This is a genomic window from Nocardia sp. CWNU-33 (assembly GCF_046764895.1).
Lineage (GTDB): Bacteria > Actinomycetota > Actinomycetes > Mycobacteriales > Mycobacteriaceae > Nocardia.
The window spans coordinates 469196-486964 of record NZ_JBKOQN010000002.1; the positions used below are offsets into that span (position 1 = coordinate 469196).

The 17769-nt window shown below is 63.0% G+C and carries 15 protein-coding genes and 4 pseudogenes; 7 read left to right on the forward strand and 12 right to left on the reverse strand.

Features of this window, described 5'->3' with window-relative positions; genetic code table 11:
• Positions 1-314: 314 nt before the first annotated feature.
• From ACLMAL_RS04310 to ACLMAL_RS04330, 5 genes are read right to left on the reverse strand one after another with little or no spacing between them, the layout of a single operon-like run.
• Positions 315-1718 carry an MATE family efflux transporter gene (locus ACLMAL_RS04310; RefSeq protein ID WP_411997861.1) on the reverse strand — a complete coding sequence of 468 codons (1404 nt, stop codon included), beginning with the start codon at positions 1716-1718 and terminating at the stop codon, positions 315-317.
• A complete protein-coding gene (locus ACLMAL_RS04315) occupies positions 1715-2818 on the reverse strand; it encodes a PLP-dependent cysteine synthase family protein (protein WP_411997862.1) in 1104 nt (367 codons plus the stop codon). The genes ACLMAL_RS04310 and ACLMAL_RS04315 overlap by 4 nt, the downstream gene beginning before the upstream one ends.
• Positions 2811-4196: a Y4yA family PLP-dependent enzyme gene (locus tag ACLMAL_RS04320; RefSeq protein WP_411997863.1), complete on the reverse strand. Its 1386-nt coding sequence runs from the start codon at positions 4194-4196 to the stop codon at positions 2811-2813. The genes ACLMAL_RS04315 and ACLMAL_RS04320 overlap by 8 nt, the downstream gene beginning before the upstream one ends.
• Complete coding sequence (locus ACLMAL_RS04325) at positions 4187-5164, reverse strand: ornithine cyclodeaminase family protein (protein ID WP_411997864.1); 978 nt, start codon at positions 5162-5164, stop codon at positions 4187-4189. The genes ACLMAL_RS04320 and ACLMAL_RS04325 overlap by 10 nt, the downstream gene beginning before the upstream one ends.
• Positions 5161-5853: a TauD/TfdA family dioxygenase gene (locus ACLMAL_RS04330; RefSeq protein ID WP_411997865.1), complete on the reverse strand. Its 693-nt coding sequence runs from the start codon at positions 5851-5853 to the stop codon at positions 5161-5163. The genes ACLMAL_RS04325 and ACLMAL_RS04330 overlap by 4 nt, the downstream gene beginning before the upstream one ends.
• 703 nt (positions 5854-6556) lie before the next feature.
• Here ACLMAL_RS04330 and ACLMAL_RS04335 point away from each other — a divergent pair.
• The 5 genes and pseudogenes from ACLMAL_RS04335 to ACLMAL_RS04355 all read left to right on the forward strand — a co-directional run.
• Positions 6557-6967, forward strand: a pseudogene (locus ACLMAL_RS04335) (hypothetical protein); the annotation flags it as partial.
• 466 nt (positions 6968-7433) lie between these two features.
• Complete coding sequence (locus tag ACLMAL_RS04340; RefSeq protein WP_411997906.1) at positions 7434-8240, forward strand: hypothetical protein; 807 nt, start codon at positions 7434-7436, stop codon at positions 8238-8240.
• 192 nt (positions 8241-8432) lie between these two features.
• Positions 8433-9687 (forward strand): annotated as a pseudogene (locus tag ACLMAL_RS04345) (hypothetical protein).
• Between the two features lie 139 nt (positions 9688-9826).
• A complete protein-coding gene (locus ACLMAL_RS04350; protein WP_411997866.1) occupies positions 9827-10759 on the forward strand; it encodes an alpha/beta hydrolase fold domain-containing protein in 933 nt (310 codons plus the stop codon).
• A 301-nt stretch (positions 10760-11060) separates the two neighbouring features.
• Complete coding sequence (locus ACLMAL_RS04355) at positions 11061-11735, forward strand: response regulator transcription factor (protein WP_411997867.1); 675 nt, start codon at positions 11061-11063, stop codon at positions 11733-11735.
• Between the two features lie 16 nt (positions 11736-11751).
• Here ACLMAL_RS04355 and ACLMAL_RS04360 read toward each other — a convergent pair whose 3' ends face one another.
• On the reverse strand, positions 11752-13128 hold the full coding sequence (locus ACLMAL_RS04360; protein WP_411997868.1) for a sensor histidine kinase: 1377 nt from the start codon (positions 13126-13128) through the stop codon (positions 11752-11754).
• Between the two features lie 176 nt (positions 13129-13304).
• Between ACLMAL_RS04360 and ACLMAL_RS04365 the strand changes: the two are divergent.
• Positions 13305-13924: pseudogene (locus ACLMAL_RS04365) on the forward strand (GOLPH3/VPS74 family protein).
• 123 nt (positions 13925-14047) lie between these two features.
• On the opposite strand, the gene ACLMAL_RS04370 reads toward ACLMAL_RS04365, so the two are convergent.
• From ACLMAL_RS04370 to ACLMAL_RS04390, 5 genes are all read right to left on the reverse strand, one after another.
• Entirely contained in the window at positions 14048-14434 is a 387-nt protein-coding gene (locus tag ACLMAL_RS04370) for a hypothetical protein (RefSeq protein WP_411997869.1), read from the reverse strand.
• 251 nt (positions 14435-14685) lie between these two features.
• Complete coding sequence (locus tag ACLMAL_RS04375; protein ID WP_411997870.1) at positions 14686-15603, reverse strand: alpha/beta fold hydrolase; 918 nt, start codon at positions 15601-15603, stop codon at positions 14686-14688.
• A gap of 25 nt (positions 15604-15628) precedes the next feature.
• Positions 15629-16234 (reverse strand): dihydrofolate reductase family protein, encoded by a 606-nt coding sequence (locus tag ACLMAL_RS04380; RefSeq protein WP_411997871.1) that lies wholly within the window; start codon positions 16232-16234, stop codon positions 15629-15631.
• A gap of 50 nt (positions 16235-16284) precedes the next feature.
• Positions 16285-16683 (reverse strand): alpha/beta fold hydrolase, encoded by a 399-nt coding sequence (locus tag ACLMAL_RS04385; protein WP_411997872.1) that lies wholly within the window; start codon positions 16681-16683, stop codon positions 16285-16287.
• An 11-nt stretch (positions 16684-16694) separates the two neighbouring features.
• A complete protein-coding gene (locus ACLMAL_RS04390; RefSeq protein ID WP_411997873.1) occupies positions 16695-17045 on the reverse strand; it encodes an alpha/beta fold hydrolase in 351 nt (116 codons plus the stop codon).
• Positions 17046-17123: 78 nt separating this feature from the next.
• Between ACLMAL_RS04390 and ACLMAL_RS04395 the strand changes: the two genes are divergently transcribed.
• Complete coding sequence (locus ACLMAL_RS04395; protein ID WP_411997874.1) at positions 17124-17360, forward strand: hypothetical protein; 237 nt, start codon at positions 17124-17126, stop codon at positions 17358-17360.
• Between the two features lie 285 nt (positions 17361-17645).
• Here the strand turns inward: ACLMAL_RS04395 and ACLMAL_RS04400 are convergent.
• Positions 17646-17769: pseudogene (locus tag ACLMAL_RS04400) on the reverse strand (cytochrome P450); the annotation flags it as partial.

A 17769-nucleotide genomic window follows, 5' to 3' on the forward strand; every position in this document is an offset into this window, starting at 1 on the left:
TGGAGGGATTCCAGCGTGCGGACGAGCCCTGCGATATCTTCGTTCAGTTCGTCGACATGGCGCTGCGAGATTCTGATTCTGGACCGTGTATCGGTCCCTGCCGGCGGCGAGAATGGCGGGTAGAGCCATGGCTTGCGTGCAAGGTCGTTGTCGCCGGAAATGTTCTCGTGAAGGAACATATCGAACGTCAGCTCGCGCTCGTGTGTGGTGTAGTTCAGCCCCGATCCTACAATTACTTCTCGGAGCGGCGACCATTCATCATAGCTATTCAGACGCATGTCGATCTCTTTCGTAACTCGGTGGATCTGGGTTTTTCAAACGAATGCGGCGGTGCGCGCGGGCTCTCGCTTGTGGAGGTCGCGGTCGAAACGCCGCAACAGCAGCGTCGCGGTGACCGCCAAGCCCGCACACAATCCGATCCACACTCCTGGACCGCGTAGCCCGAAACCATAGGCGCAGGTCAACAGCACAGGTAGCCCGACGGCCCAATAGCCGACGAGCGTGATTCGAAAGCCGCTCTTGGTGTTGCCGAGGCCACGCAGAAGTCCGACACCAATATTCTGTGCGCAGTCCAAGAATTGCTGCACGACAGCGATGAAGAGAAGGGTCTTCGCCAAAGGCAGAACGTCCGCCGCCTCTGTTTGATCGAGAAAGGGGACAAGCACCAATCGGGGTGCCGCCACATATATGATGCCCACTGCGCCCATTACTGCGACACCGAGAGTCAAAGCTATGCGGGCAGTACTTCTCGCTTCGTCGAGATCTCCCTTGCTGACCACTCGACTCACCAAGATGGACGACCCGTGCGAAAGGCCGATGGTTACCTGGAAGACGATATATGTCAATTGGATGACTACGTTGTGCGCAGCCAGCACGGTCGGACCGAAACTCCCCATGATGAGTGCGGCGACAGAGAAAAGTCCTGCTTCTGATCCGTATGTCAAGCTGATCGGGATCCCGAGTCGCAGGATCGCGCGAACTGTCCTCAGATCCGCGCGCCAGCCCTGGATCGACAGCAATGGCGCAAGATGGGTGTCCCTGCGGACGATCAGGAAGAAGGCACAGCATGTCAAGAGGTTGACAAAGGAGGTGGCACAACCGATCCCGGTCAACCCCAGGACCGGAAGTCCAAACCAGCCGTAGATGAAGGTGCCGTTGATGGCTGCGTTCACCCCGACAGAGCCGATGGTGACCCACAACAGTGATCCGGGTCTGCGCATGCCTACCGCGAATTGACGGAGCACGTTCAGCCACAACATTGGCACCAGACCGAACGCCAATGCCATCATCATCGGCCGTGCCAGTTCCAGAATGCGGGCGTCCTGACCGAACCATACGAGCGAGTAGCTCAGCGCAACAAGAGCACCTCCCGCGAGCAGACCGACGAAGGTCGCCACCAGAAATGCCGCACGAACGACCTGGCGGATCTCCGATCGCGCTTGCTCGTCGAGTTGGTCGGTACCGGCGCGCGATTCCCCTTGGCCCACCGCGCCCGCCACCAAATTTCCGACCGCCGTCACCACACCCACACTCATCGTGCGCACCTGGTTGTACAGCGTTATTGCCAACCCGCCCGCGGCGATCGCCTGCACACCGAGCAAGCCCATCATCGCAAGGTCCGTGGTGGTCAGCGCCACTTGCGCGAGTTGGATCCCCGCGATGGGGGCCGCGAGAGCGATCAACGGGCGACTGTCGCGCACACCGATCGCGAGGCTCATGCCGGCGTCGATCGTGCCGAGGGCCGAGTCAACGCTGACGAGCCGATTTCACTGGCATATTCATCGAGCAATTGTGCGACCTCCGCTTCTGCGACCGAGTTCAGCAAGTTCTTCTCACGCATCCATTCGTCATTGAAAATCGTGTCGAGATACTTTTCGCCGCCATCGCATGCGATGGTCACCATCGTGCTGCCGGGAGGAATTTCACGCAGCCGTTTCATCGCTACATACACTGCTCCGCCGACCGAACCGCCGAGCATCAAACCGTTGCGTCGCGCAACTGTGCGCGCGGTCGCAAAGGCGTGAACATCCGATACCTTAACCCCCTCGTCGAGAAGGTCGTAGTCGATGGTGCTGCCGATCGGGGCACCGGGGGGAGTGCCGGTGCCGGACTGCCAATACGGACCGCCCGGGCCACCGAATACGATCGAACCGACAGGTTCGACACCGATCACCCTGACCGACGAACCGAGGCGACGCAGTTCACGCGCGGTACCGAATAGAGAACCGCCGGTGCCTACCGAGCTGACCAGGTAGTCCACGTCGGTAGCAAGGTCTGCACGAAGTTCGTCGGCCAGCGCCCGGTATCCCCGCGCGTTGCTCGGATTGTTGTGCTGATCGAAGAAGTAGGCGCCCTCCTCCGAAGCGGCCAGTAGGGCGGCGTGCTCTTCACGTGCGGTCGGGCTCGGACCGTCGTCGCTGGTATCGGCGACGTAGATCAGCTGTGCGCCCATGGCGACCATCGCTCGCAATTTGTCCTTGGCCGAGTGATTGTCCACGACCGCGGTGAATCGGTAGCCACGCTCGGCGGCGACCACTGCGAGGCCGAGACCTGTATTCCCTGAGGTGGATTCGATGATGTGCCCGCCCGGCGGGAGCCGACCGTCCAGCTCGGCGTCGAGCACCATCTGTCGAGCCATCCGAATCTTTGCAGAGCCCGTCGGATTGAACTGCTCGAGTTTGAGTAGCAGTCGCGATCCTGAGCCGGTTCTGCACAATTCGATGAGCGGCGTGCGGCCGACCAGATCAGAGACACGCTCGGCGATGTTCTCGGCTCGTTCTCCGGTACGATGATTTGTCGATTGCAGCGCATTATTCATGGCTGTGACCGCCCCCTCGATGGGAAACACCAGCGGACTCCAGTCGCCACCGGATGCGTCCCGGCGAGGTCGTGACGACGACCTTCGGTGGCAATGGCAACTGATGGAACTCCGACTCGTTCGAATCCATTTGATAGCCAGCGGTATTCGGGTAGATCAACAGATCACCTCTGCGCGGGACACGATCGAATCGAATCTTGCGCCAGGACAACATATCTGTTTCGAGGCAACTCGAGCCGCCGACGCAGGCACTCGTCGGGGTGCTCGGCTCCTGCTGGGGCCAGAGCATCGGATCCGGCAGATACTCACTGGCAAACCATTGTTCGGACAAGCTCAAGCTGAGCCCGGACGCGGTGATGAACCCGTAGTCCTGTCTCGGCTTGTAGCCGAGGACAGGAAAGGCGGTGAAGCCGCAGCCATCGAGCAGTGCCCGGCCTGGTTCGATCAGCAATCGGGTACCGGTCTGCGCGAACTTGGCGGCGAGATCGGAATGCTCCGTGGCAACCGAGCTGCCGAGGATCGCCGAGAGCATCTCCGCGCCTGCGGGATTCGCGTGATAGGGGTAGAACCCGCTGAAGGTCTTCCGGGTGTGGAACCAGGAATCTTGATACTTGCTGAGGAACTGCTGCCAAGGGCTCGCATCGACGTAGTCGACGGCGAATCCGCCGCCGATCGAAACCGAGGTGGCTGCAAGGCCTTTGGCTCGCGCGGCCAGGCACCGGTCGATCAGATCGGAGGCTTGCCATGCCCGCGGTGCGACGCTGTACCCGGTCAGATGAAAGGAGAAGCCTTCCATCCTCAGGTGTGCGCGATGCGCTACGCACCGGTCGATCGCAAGGTCCAGCTCGTTGTCGTTGAGTCCGAATCGACTGTTGGGGTTCGACGGCGGCAGGACTCGCAACAGAATGCGGACCGCTTCGCCCGCGTCGGCAATCGCGATCACTCGGTCGAGCTCGTCGAGCTCGTCGACCGTGATCAGGCAGCGATGGCGAGTGGCCAGCCACAGAAGATCATCGCTTTTGCTGGGCCCGGTGATCACCAGGTCCTCGCCTCGAACGCCGTTGGCCAAAGCATGGATCAACTCCGGCGCGCTTGCGACATCCACTCCGGTGTTCGCCTCGGCACAGGCACGCGGCCAGCACGCGGCTTTGTTGGCCTTCTTGCCGAAGTACACCTTGCCGTCGACACCGGCAGTGACCATCGCATCGACGAAGGCCGCGAGATTCGTAGTGAACTGCTCGGGGTACACCACGTGAAATGGGCCGCCGCCTACCGCATTTGCCATATCGGCGAGCAATGTCGGATCGGTTCGCACCCGAGTGACCCAGCCCAGTTCTTTTGCCGGGAGCGGCAGCGCGGCGGTCTCGGTCAGTTCCACAGTCGCAGCTCCTGTCCACGGCCTTCTTCGATAGCGCGGATTGCCAGCGCATGCCCCACTGCGATGTCGGTGACGACCAGCCCACTGTTATATGCGAAGACCCGATCCTCCGGCGTCTTTCGCCCCAGGCCGCGGCCGGCGAGTATTTCCGGTAGCTCGGCGTCGACCGGTCGTAGCGTCCCATCCGGACCAGCCAGATACTTCCCTGTCACCGCCAGCTGGCCCGCGCTGGTAGCAATCGCGTAGTCGGAGTCCAGCAGTGCGGAGTCCGCGACGCCGTATCCGACGTCCACCAGTAGTCCGCCCGGCTTCAAGGAGTTTGTCCGTACCTTGACCGCCGTGGCTGGGCCAGAGGCGGCCAGCACGACGTCGGCGTCGAGTACCGCACCGGTCACGTCGGTGACCACTTCGATCGTCCGATCCGGGTGGTGCTGGTGGAATACCTCCAGCACCGCGGCGATTCCGGCGTCATGGGTCCCGTAGAGCAACAGGCGATCCAAGTTCGGCAGCACCTCGAGCAGGTAGGGGAATGCCTGCCTACCCTGGGTGCCGGTCCCGATCAACAGCGCCGTCCTGGCGGCCGGTGCAGCGCTGGCCTCGACGAGAAGTGCAGTCGCGGCCGGTGTACGCAGCGACCCGATTCGAGCGCAGTCCATCAGCGCGATCGGAGCGCCGGAGTCGTCATCGTAGAGAGTGATAGTGGTGTAGTACTGCTTCTGTCCGCGTCCCTTCTCCTGCTTGTACGACGTTTTGAAGGCGACCACTCGTCGAGACCCGTCATAGCCGAGCATCGAATATGAGATCGAGTCTCGGTCCGGTACGGGAAGCGCTATCTTGGCAGGGTTTCGAGACTGGCCTTGTGCGAGAGTCACGTAAACATCGCGCACCGATTTGATCACCTCGGCGGGTGTGATAGCTATGTCCGCCAGGTCATTGCGCGAGAGCACGCGCAGTGGCATGTCATTCATTTCGACTCCAAGGAGAGATAGTCGACCAGCTGGCCGTAGCCATTCTCGGTCAACTCGGCCATCGGGCGCGGCCGATCCGGCATCGCGACATTTACTCGCTTGAGCCACCGATCGGTGCCGTCGAATCGCGCGGTGAACGGGACGCGGCCGTGTACAACCACGTCGTTGTCGATGATCGCGACGTCACCGGGCTCGAGCACGACACGACGAGTAACCCGCTCCAGTTCGCTTCCCAACCGCAGGTAGGCCTCTCGGTATTCAGGATCGGCGTCGGCCCACGGTGTGTAGTCCGGGTCGTAGCGCAGGCACAGCCCGTCCGAGCGTTCCCACAACGTAGGAATCGGATCTGCGGCTCCCCACTTCTCCGCGTCTCCATAGGTGAGATCCGGCAGGATCGGAATCGTTGGGCGCAAGAGTATTTCGTGGTCGGCAGCGGAGAGATTCACATCGCGAACCGAGGCTATGGTCGTCGCGACACCGTCCGGGTTGCGAACGCAACCGAGAAGGAAGACGTGCGAGCGATGCGGATGAAAAGAATCTTCGGTGTGTGGGCTCAACAGAATCGAGCTGCTCGCCCCGGTCTGCACGCTCTCATACCCTCGCGCAGGCATGACATTGTTCACCAGCCGCCCCTCCTGCTGGCCTCGCCAGCCGAAAGGTTCGCCGATCATGCTGGCGAGCAACAACATTTGCAGATCCAACGGCAAACTAGCCGTGTCATCGATCGCTGCCCAGATCGGCGGAGTTCGGCCGACCGATTGCTCATCGATGAGGAGCCCGCGGACTACACATACGCCCCCGTCCGTGGCCGGTGGATATATCTTTTCGCGCAGCTCACCCTCGATATTTGCTGCCAGTGTCGAGATCGCTTGCCGGCAGCGAGGATTGGACAACCCTCCATATGCCGCAGCCAACGTCGTGCCCAGCTGGTCCAAGAACACTTGCGAATTCGCGCTCAACATGCGCATTTCAAGTGAACGTATCTCGCTGTTTACAGCAATCGACATCCTGAACTTCCCCTTTGCAGTGCCCTGCCCTGTAGAAGGACGCACGGTCGTTCGGCGATGCGCGGGAACGTGGTCGTGCACCCGGGCACGTGACCCACTCGCAAATCAAGAACGGGGTCGACCATAGCGGAGTACGGCGGGTTAGGCAAGGCACTCCTAAGCTTGCGTCAATCTGCTTAGATGTCCGAATTATGCACCCGCCCAGCGATGTTCGTGCATGCGATGACTCCTTCGTCGGGCGCTGCATGGGTTGTCGCGTTGGCTCCAACCGGTCGGGTCTGCCCCCAGGCGCGATTGGCTGCGGGGCCGCGACGCGGCCCGCTCGGCGTCGGTCGCCTCTGGACGACTCGTCGGCAAACGCCTCACAGTGACCGTGGCATCTGATATGCCGCCCACTGATCACGGGTGTGATGTCGTGTCACAATGCGCCGGTGCGTATCAACGTGATCTGTGGCGGGGGGACGGCGAGCGAGATGTATCAATGTCTTCGGGTACGGCCGCTGTCCAATCCCTTTTAGAGCTGGGGCATGAGGTCACGCTCATCGACCTTGCGGCCGATTGCCGATACTGGCGGGGCCATTACGGGTTTCCGGCCGCACTTCCTCCCTATCATGTGCCGAACAATCCGCCAGATATCGAGCAGCGGCGGCTATGGCGTCGCAACATCGCGGCGTCGCTGCTCGACGAGGAAGTCCTCGCCTGCCTACATGATGCAGATCTGACTTACGTTGCGGTGCACGGCGGATGGGAGGAGGACGGGCATTTGCAGTCGTGGCTCGAAATGCTGGGTGTTCCGTTCACCGGCCCCCGCAGCGATGCCTGTTCTGCCGCCTGGCACAAGGCGCGAGCCCTTGCGATCCTTCAGGTCGCATCCGTGACGACGGCGCCCCGTGTGATTTATCGAGCGAATGATCCGGTTGCCGAGTCGGACGTGCGGCGGATTCTCGGTGATGGACCGGCGGTCGTGAAGCCGGCAACTGGAGGCTCCAGCGTCAACATTTCTGTCGTTCGTGGAATCGAGGAGCTCCACTTCCTCGACGACTTGAGGGGGAACACGCTGAGCGGACCTGGGCGCGGCCCAACGTCACCACCTGCGGGAACAGTCGATCCTATGAGTACTGAAGCACTCTTTCAGCGTGCTCTCAGCGGCGGGTTGCCATGCTACGGATCGGGTAGGTATCGCACTGACGAAGAGAGGATCGATGGTGAAGAACACTGCTCGCAGTCTGCTGGTCGACTACAAGCTTCCCCAGGTCACGGTGATGTTCTGGGTGCTGAAGATCGCCGCGACCACGCTGGGGGAGACCGGTGGGGACCTGCTGGCGCAGACGCTCGGGCTCGGCTACGCGCAGGCGTCGCTGTTATTTCTTGCCATCTTCATAGTCGGTGTGCTGGTCCAATTGCGAGTGCGTCGATTCCATCCCGCGCTCTACTGGACGGTGATCGCCGCGACCAGCACGGCGGGCACGACGATGTCGGACCTGATCAACAGGGGGCCCGGCTCGGACACATCTACCGACGGCGGACTCGGCTACGGCGTCGGCGCGATCATTCTCATCTCCGGATTGGTCACCGTCTTCGTGATCTGGAAGTTCAGCGGGCAGACGTTCGACGTCGCGAACATCACCACCGTGCGCGGCGAAGTGCTGTACTGGGCCGCGATCCTGCTGTCCAACACCCTGGGGACTTCCCTCGGCGATTATCTGTCCGATAGTTCGGGACTCGGATACTGGGGCAGCGCCACGCTCATCGCTGTCATCATGGTCGTCATCTCGGCCGCCCACTACTTCACCGGGCTCTCCGGTGTCCTGCTTTTCTGGATGGCCTTCGTGCTGACCCGCCCGCTCGGCGCGACTGCCGGCGACTGGCTGTCGAAACCACATGCCAATGGTGGCCTCGCACTCGGCACGTACGGAACTTCCGCGGCATTGCTGGCGATTCTGATATTGGGGATTACCTTCAGTTATCGAAAGAATCGTCGGACGGCGGTTATCGAGCCGAGCGACGTCGAGTCTGCGCCGATCAATGGCAGCGACACTACGTCCGAGACTTCGGGGACGAGGCGGTAGCGGTCTTTCGCCGACATGTGCCAGATCCGCCACGAGTGGCTATCGGGCGGTGCGGTGCTGTCGGGCTTGCCGGTGTTCGAGTCGTGGATCTTGTAGAGCATCGGTGTGCTGCGGCTGACCGCACCCGGGCTGAATGCACGTGCCTGCAGCTCTCAGCGCCTTTTCAGCGAGCCGTCGTTACAGTCCCGCGTTGTGAGCGAGACAACGAGATCCGAGGCCGCTGCGGTCCACGTGCTGCTGAGCAAGGTGCCCGCGGTTACGGTGTGGTTCTGGATCATCAAGATCCTGTGCACGACCGTGGGTGAGAGCGTCGCTGACTGGATCAACATGACGTTGGGTGTCGGTCTGAGCCTTACCGCTCTCATTTTTACGCTCGTGCTCGCCGCGGTGCTGGGGTGGCAGTTGCGTCTGGACCGCTATGTGCCGACCGTCTACTGGCTTTCGGTCGTCGTGCTGAGTGTGACGGGCACGCTGTACACCGACATCCTCACCGACAATCGGGGTGTTCCGCTCGCACTGAGCACCAGCATCTTCACGGCGGTTCTGGTCATCATCTTCGGGGTGTGGTTCGCTCGGGAGCGGACGTTGTCGATCCACAGCATCGTCACCACTGCCGAGAGAGCTGTTCTATTGGCTCGCGGTCCTTGTCACCTTCGCCCTCGGCACAGCGGCTGGTGACTGGACATTGGAACTTACCGGTTGGGGGCCTGGCACTTCGGTACTTCTGCCGGTCGGCTTGATCGTCGCGATCGTGATCGGCCGACGGCTGGGTGCGAAGGCGGTGATATCGTTCTGGCTCGCCTACGTTCTGACCCGCCCGCTAGGGGCGAACCTCGGCGACTGGCTCGCGTCCCCAGCGACCGATCACGGCCTCGGAGTGGGTACCGCCGCCACCAGCGTAATCTTCCTCGCCGCGATCCTCGCATCGGTGGTGTACCTGGCCCGCACCCACAGCGATGTCATCGCGGTGGTCGAACGGACCCACTCACCGACCGTGATCACGCGTCCGGATCGCGAGCGGATCATGATCGGCTACTACGTGGCAGTCGCCGTCGCGACGGGTGCGTTACTCCTAGGGGCCGCAGCACAGCCGCACGCAACAGTGACGAGCGAGGACGACACCACAGCGGCGCCCGAGACCACGGCACTGTCTTCAGGCGAGACGACACCGCATTTCCCGCAGGTAGAAGTAGCGAAGTTCCGTACCATTGCCCAAGACATGCTGCTGAAAGTTCAAGCCGGCGACCAGACCGGTGCGAAGGCCCGGATCAAGGACCTCGAATCTGCATGGGACGACGATGTGGCATCCCTGCGTTCCCTGGACAAGAACGCATGGAACGCGCTGGATGAGCAGATCGACAGCGCCCTGAGGGCGGTACGGGCCGGCAAACCCGACAACGCGACCGAGACGAAGGCTCTCACCGCGCTATTGACCGCACTTGGTTGAGACGACGCCGACAGCCGAATCCGGCTCGCGAAATGACTCGGCTTACTCGCCGGAGTTCGACGCGTGAGTTGTAATGGCCTGATTATCAACAAGATTGTGCAGTCGGTGCATGCAGGCGAGGAGAGGGATGTGGTCGGTAATGACGTCGACAGTTCGTCTCGCAGTCGCGGTCGGGTCGATCGTGGCGATCGCGCTATCGATGTCCGCGTCCGCACGGCAACCTGCCGCGCCCACGATTGCCGACCTGATCTATGCGTCGGTCGACGGTAGTGACCTGAGACTCGATCTGTATCTGCCGGCCACCACCGGACCAGCACCGCTGGTCGTGTACTTCCATGGCGGTGGATGGTCGAGCGGTTCGCGGAAGAACTATGGAAAGCTACGATGGCAGGCCGACGAGCGAACACCGTTCGCACAATTGGTCGCGGCCGGTTACGCGGTGGCAGCCGTGGACTATCGCCTCAGTAGTCAGGCGCAGTGGCCCGCCCAGATCTTCGACGCGAAGGCCGCGGTGCGGTGGCTGCGCGCCAGTGCCGAAAGCTATCGCATCGACCCTAATCATGTTGCAGCATGGGGAGATTCGGCCGGTGGCTATGTCGCGGCGATGCTGGGAACCTCGGGTGATGTACCCGAACTCGAAGGGAGTGAGGGCAGTGCCGGTTACTCGAGCCGAGTGCAAGCGGTCGCCGATTGGTTCGGCCCCATCGATCTGCTCAGCATCGACGATCAAGCCCTCGATGACGGTCGCGGCAGGAGTCATCTCGCGGAGGGTTCTGGAGAGTCGTTGCTACTGGGTTGTGTCGCCACTGCGTGTCCCGAGCGGGCCCGCGCTGCCAGTCCGATCAGCTACGTCAGTCGCGATGATCCACCAGTCCTGTTGCAGCACGGGCATTTCGACCATGTGGTGCCTTTCGGTCAAAGTGTTGAATTTCGTGATGCGTTGAACCGCGCAGGGGTGCGTACCGAATTCCACGCCTACGACTGTGATCACGAATTCGAGGGGGTCGACGCACCGCCGAAGGAGATCCGCGCTGCGTTGATTACCTTTCTCGGGCGGACCTTCGGGCGTTGACACAGCATCTGGTGACGGCCGCGGACGTGCAGTCACCGACTACAGCAGCACTGAGTTCAGTGAGTGGTGACGAGTTCAGCAGGGTAGCGGCGGCGCTCATAGTCGGAGCGCCCTTGCTGTTGGTCGGTGACGAGGTCTTTGCCGGGGGACATGTGGCCTGGTCAAGGCAAGTCCGTCGCCCTATAGGCGATGATGGGGCGGTGATGCGAAAACGAGCATGTCGAACGCAGGTGTTGTGTCGGATCTCCGACGCCGACTGCTCGCACGCGGTGCGCGCGGCCCGTCGTTGGGGACTGGCCCAGTGAGGGTCTTGCTGGTAGAGGACGAAGAGCTATTGGCCGAAACTGTGCGTCGTGGACTGGAGTTGGAAGGGTTCGTGGTGCAGGTGGCCGCCACCGGGCCCGACGGACTGTGGCTTGCGACCGAAGAGCGCTTCGACGTCATTGTGCTCGACATCATGCTGCCCGGTCTGAGCGGGTACGAAGTGCTGCGACGGATCCGCACTCGGGATGTGCAGACACCAGTGTTGATGCTGACCGCCAAGAACGGGGATCACGAGGAGGCAGACGCACTGGATCTCGGTGCGGACGACTATCTGACCAAGCCATTTTCGTTCGTGGTTCTGATCGCGAGAGTGCGCGCGTTGTTGAGGCGGCAGACTCCGCAGCAGCGGCCGATCCTGAGCGCTGGTGATTTGGTGTTGGATCCGGCGAGGCGTTCGGTTCGACACGGCGCGGTGGCGTTGACGCTCACCCCGCGGGAGTTCGCGTTACTGGAATTCTTGTTGCGGCGCAAAGGGGTTGTGGTCAGTAAGCAGGAGATCCTGCGGAATGTGTGGGACGCGCACTACGAGGGTCCGGAGAACGTGGTCGAGGTGTACGTGGGGTATCTGCGCAAGAAGATCGACGTGCCGTTCGGTCGGTCTGTCATCGAAACTCACCGTGGGGTGGGTTACCGGCTCGCCGAGAATGGTTGAGTGATCGGCTCGTCGACTATGTGGGGTGTTGGTCGATGGGGAGCACGACCACGACGCGGGTTCCGCCGTGCGGCCCATCCTCGATGGTGACCGAGCCGTGGTGGGCGGCGACCAGCTGGGCAACGATCGCCAGTCCCAATCCGGTGCCGCCGGAATTGCGCGAGCGGTCGTCTTGCAGCCTGACGAAGCGTTCGAATACGCGTGCGCGGTCGCGGATCGGGATGCCGGGCCCGTCGTCATCGACAATGAAAAGCGCTCGCCGGTCGGTGGCTCGGGTGGTGAGCACGACACGTGATTCGCTGTGGGTGGCGGCGTTGTCCACCAGATTGCGGAGCACGCGTTCGAGTGCCTGCTGATCGCCGATCAGCCGGACCGGGTGCAGATCGGTGGTGACGTGCAGTGCCGGGCGATGGTGACGCAGCAGCGCGGCCGCTGTGGCAGCCAGGTCGTCGAGATCGATGTCGGTGGTGCGCAGTGCGAGTCCATGCTCGTCGGTTGCGGCCAAGGTCAGCAGATCCTCGATCAGGTGGCGCATCCGCTCGGCTTCGGGGAGCAGGGTGGTGGTGATCAGTTCGCGGTCGACGAAGTCGGGATGGTCGCGGCCGACCTCGAGTGCTGCGATCATGGTGGCCAGCGGGCTACGCAACTCGTGGGAGGCGTCCCCGACGAAGCGGCGTTGTGCATCGCGTCCCGCCTGCACACGGTCCAACATCGCATTCATCGTCGCGGCAAGTCGGGCGATCTCATCCTGGGCGATAGGGACCGGGACTCGCTCGGCGAGCCGTTCGGCGCCGATGCTTGCGACGTGCGCGCGGATTGCCTCGACCGATGCCAAGGATCGGCCGACCAGTGTGTAGGTGGCGGACGCGGCGGCCAGGACGACCACCGGTCCGCACAAGGCGATGCCGATAGTGACCTCCTTGAGGGTGTCCTCGACCGGCTCACCGCTTGTGGCTGCCAGCACGGTGAACGTGCCTGACGAGGCGTCCAGCGTCCTGGCCGACGCACGCAGATCGGCCTCGCCACCGAGTGATCGGCCGGTGGTCACTGCAGAATCCGGCACAGCGATCAACGCAGCCGAGGGCGCGCCCCCGGAGGATCGCACAACCGTGCCCGTCGCATCGAGAATCTGGACGATATCGATGTGCCCGTCGGTAGTGAACAGCCCGGGACTGAGATCGGCGGGTCCTGAACCGACGAGTTGCGCAGCGATGTCATCGACCCGGGCGCCCGTGGCGGCGTCGAGGGAGCCGATCAGCGATCGGTGCAACAGCCACAGCCACGCAATCGCGCCCACACCGAGCACGATGGCCACCACGCCGGCGCAGATCAGGGCCGAACGAACACGTAGCCCCCAGCGCGAGGGGCGTACGACGACCTCGAAAGAGTGCATGCAGCAATCATCGTCCACCAAGGTTGCTGCGCCGGACACTCTCTCAGCGTGTTCACAGCGAGCAACGAACACGGTGGCAACCAATGGCAACCACTGCTGATCACAACCATCGGAGACGGACCGCACTGATCGCCGAGGACCTGTTGTGGCTGTTACTGGACGACGAGTCCGGTGACATGCTGATCGATCGGATCAGTATCTCCGGGGTCCTGGCCGGAGCGCTTCTGGTCGAGTTGACCTTGCCGACGCCGGCGACATCGGTTCCGCTGGTCCGGATCAGCGGGGCGGGTGAGCCGGTGAAACCGGGCAGATTGGTGTGTGCTGACACGGGCGGCTTCCCGACCGACCCGATCCTGGTCGATGCGATGGCTGCGATCGAGGCGGTACCGTGCACGCCCAAGCAGGTGATCCAGAAGCTCGAGCGCGGCCTGCACAAGCCACTGCTGGCTCGCCTTTGCGCTGACGAGCGGGTGTATCGCAACAGGTCCGACTGGCAGGGGTCATACCGTGGACGAGTTGGCCGACTCTCGACCAACGGGGCAAAGACGTGCTGCGCAGGCCGCTGCAACGGGCGCTCCTGGACGGCCAGCAGCCCGATCCACGCACCGCTGCGCTGATCGGGCTGCTGCGCATCGTGCATGCACTGCCGCAGCAGTGCCCTGGATGGCGTCGCAGCATCATCGAGGAGTGCGCCGATCGACTCGTGGCCGGGTGCAACCCGCTTGTTTCTTCGCCCGTCGACGCGGTCCAAGCCGCAGTGTGCGACACCTACGCGGGGGGCTACCTGATCCCGTGACCTGGTGGGAGCGGAGGCCGCAGTTGGAACGTGATGCTGAGTGCCACTGTTCGGCGCGGCCGGTCGGCAGTGCTGCACGGTCGTGCGCGACGCGAAAACATTGCCCGGCCGAGCGCAACGGCGTTATCGATCAGGCCCGGCGCTGTGATCATGGGCGAACCAACGCGGGACGGGCGCGCCGGCGCCGATGGTCGATCGGGCGCTACCGAGGACGAAGTCGATCACGGCTTCGGTGACGTTGCCGTGGTGCGGTTCGTGCAGCAGGTCGTGCCCGGCGTCGGCGAATTCACGCATGTCGATATTGCGGCGAGCCCGAGCCCACTCTCGGATCGGTTCGATCGGTTCGATCGGTGCGATCCGGTCGTCGCGGCCGTGTATGAGAAGTGTCGGATGCTTGGGGATATCGATGTTCAGCGCCGCGACATCTGGGGGTGTTCCGCACAGAATTGTCGCTGAAAGTGACTGCATATCAACGGTATTCGACTGAATGGCGATGACAGTGGCGTGCATTAGGTTAGGCTAAACTGTACTTATGGTCACCTGAATATCGTTGTGATCGAACGACACTTGCCGCGCCGGCTCGTTTCTCGGCCCATCGACGCGGTCCGAAGCGCAGTCTGCGCCTCTCCTACGCGGGCCCGGCCTGCGGGGCTGATCGACATGACGCGCCGGCGAAGGCTTCCCGGTCCGGCGACGATCTGATGGGTGACGCGGCGAAGCCGCGATCGAAACTCCGATCGCGGCTGGCCTGGTTGGCGCACTTACCGGACAGGCGCCGGCTCGAGGAATGAAGTGAGCAGGGGCAGGAGCAGATCGGACCGGTACATGATGTCGTAATGTGTTGTGCCCTGAACTATTTCGAGGCGAGCGCTGCCGGGCTTTCCGGTGTTCAGCCGAGAGACCATATCGGTGGCGTGGTCTCGATACAGGGCATCGGATTCGGCGGTCATGACGAGGGCGGGCGCTTTGCTCTTCGCCAGCTGCGCGGTCCAGTCGTAATCCTGGGTGAGCAGCTGCTTGGTTTTGGTGACAAGGGCGTTCCAGCCGGCGGGGTCTGGTGCGACGCTGCTGTAGAGCTGGTACATAGGGCTGTCGCGCATGGCATCGGGGTTAATGGCGGCGATGCCCGCACGGGTCTCGGGCATCCAGCCGTCGGAACGGTAGGGAGCCGAAGTGATGGCCAGCCGATTGACCAGGCCCGGTGTCCGGGCGGCCACCTGCAGGGCCACACCGCCGCCGAGTGAGTAACCGAACAGATCGGCCTTGCCGAGTTTCAAATGGGTGATCAGCGCCGCAACATCATCGGCCAGCGACTCGTAGCTCATCGGGCCCCCGCGATCGGGTGTGTGGCCGTGGGCCTGTAGCTCCACCGAGATGACCTGGCGAGTCTTGGACAGCTCGGGGATGAATGCGCTGAAGGTGGATTCGGCGGTGGAGTATCCGCCATGCAGCAGAATCAACGGCTGCCCGGTGCCGTGTGTCTCGTAGTAGAGCCGACTGCCATTGATCTCGGCATAGCGGCCTTTGCCGTCTGCGGATGCCTGGTCGGCCGCAGCAGGCCGGGTTTCCGACGTCGACGTGCCGCCGCTGGTGGTCATGTCGTCGCTGCAGCCGCTGATCAGCAGGGCGGACAAGGCCACGGCGCTCAGGGCGGCCAGCGACACGATGCGGATTCGCATGGTTCGATCCTCTTGGTTCTGAAGGCTATTGGGGAAGGTGTGCTTTGGCGTCGTTGTAGTCGCCGGTGGGGGCGTCGCCCTGGGGGCCGTAGACCAGATGCACCACACCGGTGGTGAAGGGTTGTGCGGAGAGCAGGCGCAGCGGGAGGGGAGATCCCTCGTCGAATAGGCGCTCACCGGTGCGCAGGGCCAGCGGATGAACGAACAGGTGCAGCTCGTCGATGAGACCGGCCGCGAGCAGCTGACGGACGATGGAGACCGAACCGGAGATGGCGATATCGGATCCACCCGGTTGCTGCTTCAGCTCGGCGACCGCCGCGAGCAAGTCGCCTTTCAGCTGTTCGGAATTGCGCCAGACGAACTCGAGCCGCTGATGCGAGACGACGATCTTACGAGCATCGCCGAACGACTTGGCGAGGGTCGCGTCCGCAGCGCCGGCGGCCTCACGCTGTGGCCACGCCCCAGCGAAGGCGTCGTAGGTGGCACGGCCGAGGAGCATGGTATCGGCGGCGCCGAGTTGCGCGGTGACAGCGGCTCCCATTTCGTCGTTGAAGTATGGGAAATGCCATTCCGGCGGATCGGCGATGACGCCGTCGAGCGAAATGAACAGACCTGCGGTAACTTTCGGCACGATGTGGCACTTTCGGAAATAGATGTCAGCGAGAAACAGGTGGTAGAGCTTCAGGGCGCAAATCTATCTGCGACGACGAGGAATTGGCCGGAGACCGGGACAAGAAGTTCGACATTCGGATTGTGACTCAGCTTCGATACTTCCTCGTGCCGCGCATTCGGGAGCACGTCGGTAGTGGCGCGGGCGGCGGTGCGCAGCACGGCTCCGCTCTTGTCGCCGGAAATGACCAGGGTGGGCACCTCGACACTCGACCAATCGTCGGGACGTAGCGCCTCACCGCGCATATACGGACCCATGATCGCCCAATCATGGGCAGTGGCGGGGGCGGTGGCGAGCAGACTCTTCCAGAATGGGGTGAAGCGCATGATCGCGGTGAACAAGCGCGGCATGCCCATAGCCTTGGTCATGTAGTAACGCACCACCTCGGCGCGCCGGTCCGCGGCAATCATCCCGTGCAGCGTCACGGCCAGTCCGCTGGGGGAACAAAGTTTTCATGGTTCGTGATAAACGGCGGCTCGAAGGCGACCACCTTGGTGATGCCCGGCACCCGCCCCGAGGCGGCGGCAAGCAGCGCCAAGCCCGCGCCCGCGGACCAGCCGAAGATCGCGGCCTCGCCGCCGACCGCATCGACCAGCGCGGCGAGATCGTCGATCTCGTTCTCGACGTCGTACACGCCGGGCGAATCAGTGCTGTCACCGCGGCCGCGCCGGTCGTAATTCACGACCGTGAGCCCGTACGCATCGGCCAATTTCTGGGCCAACTCGACGGTGTCCGGGTAGCGGATTCGGAACAGATCGGTCGCCCTCACCATTAGGTTCCCGCCTCTCTGTCGCTGTGGCGCCAGGCCGGCCGCTCGCCGGGAGCTCTCGGCGTTGCCTTGAAAGCGGAAATGTTGAAGGGCACCTTCTGGACCTATTCCGCCTGGACCGACAAGGCCGCCATCTACGCCTACGCGGGCGCCGAGCCGCACAAGTCGACCGTCCGACGCAAGCGCAAGGTCATGCGCGAGGCCACGTTCGTATTCTTTACCGCGCCCGTCGATGAGTTGCCCGTGTCGTGGGACGAAGTCCGTCGTCGGATCGCCGAGGAGCGCGAATCGGCGCAGCGGCGTCCAGAAAGCCACTGATTCGAACGCAACGATCAGTGGCGGAATAACCCCGCCCGGCCCTGATGGCCGGACGGGGTTTCCTGTCCCCCAACGAGATTCAGCGGTCATGGCGTTTCGGTCGACCTGGCGGCGGTGCTCTCTGGTTTGGCGCCGATCAGGCGGTTGGGGGAGTGATCCACCATCCAATGCTGTTGCGAATCAAGTGTCCGCCGACCTCGCCTGACCGACAGGCGATCACGATCGAGAGGTCCCGTCGACCCTGGTCGCTGCTTCAGCGCGTTGCTTGGAGCGCAATGTGCACGATCAGCCGTGCACGTTCAATGGAGGACAGGGTGGGAAGGCGACCGGCAGGGCGGTCAAGGCGCGGTGGAAGGGACCTGGCCGCCAGACTGGTTCCCCGGTCGGGAGGTCCGGTCGCATCTCGGGT